We start from the raw sequence: 827 nt of genomic DNA, 5'->3' as shown, positions 1-827 counted from the left end.
GTCGTGACCCCTCCGGCGAAGTTGATGCCCTCTTGTCCCTCGACCGAAATCGGCTGCAAGGAAAACGCTTTGCCCGTACCCCCGACAAGAATGTTTGCACCTGCTCCGGGCCCGACCGAGGCATTGGCTCCAACACCGGCATAGGTGCCTGCGAGCGCGCCTGCCGGAAGTCCGCTGTTGGCTGCGACGACGCCCCAGATCAGGTGGCCTGATGCGACTTCGCCGATTGCAATACCGTATTCGTCGATCGATCCGGTATAGTTCTCGGCGTTGCCGCTTTTTGGCTTGAACGAGCAGGTCAGTTTTTGCTTCTCCACGACAAACATTCCTATCCCTTTGGAAACGTCGCAGGCGAGCGTTCCAATCTGGACAGATTCCGCACTTGCGTCGAACGGTATCAACGCGGCGGCACCGGCAAGCACCCTATGAAAGAAAGTCATTTGCAACTCCTATTCTTCTTTGGTCAGTTGAAACACCGTTCAGTCGGGTTCCGGCGAACCTCCATAGGTTCTTTTCAGAAAAGGATGTGAAGTACGTAACGGTTACAGGCCTGCTATTTGATCCGSCCGAGRTTRATCAGTTGMACGCGCCGGTTGTCKGCSGCCTTCGGGTTGGCCGGATCGACGGGCATCTCTTGGCCCACWCCGACGGAATAGAGCCGGTTGCGCGGRATGGCGAATGTCGTTGCCAAGGCTTCCGTAATCGCGTCGGCGCGATCCTGGCTCAGTTTCAGATTGTGTTTGGCATCGCCGGTMGARCTYGTGTGYCCAACMACMAGGAACTTGTARAACATCAARTTGGGATGATGYAGRGCATCGGCGATGAGG

General features: G+C 56.5%; 2 protein-coding genes. Both read right to left on the bottom strand.

Features of this window, described 5'->3' with window-relative positions:
* On the bottom strand, positions 1 to 440 hold a 440-nt coding region (locus ACXJ5O_RS28640; RefSeq protein ID WP_457302861.1), incomplete at its 3' end, for a DUF992 domain-containing protein.
* Positions 441 to 553: 113 nt separating this feature from the next.
* Positions 554 to 823 (bottom strand): OmpA family protein, encoded by a 270-nt coding sequence (locus ACXJ5O_RS28635; RefSeq protein WP_457302862.1) that lies wholly within the window; start codon positions 821 to 823, stop codon positions 554 to 556.
* Between the last annotated feature and the right edge of the window lie 4 nt (positions 824 to 827).

The organism is Phyllobacterium sp. P5_D12 (assembly GCF_054049495.1).
This window is presented reverse-complemented; position numbering and strand designations above follow the sequence as displayed.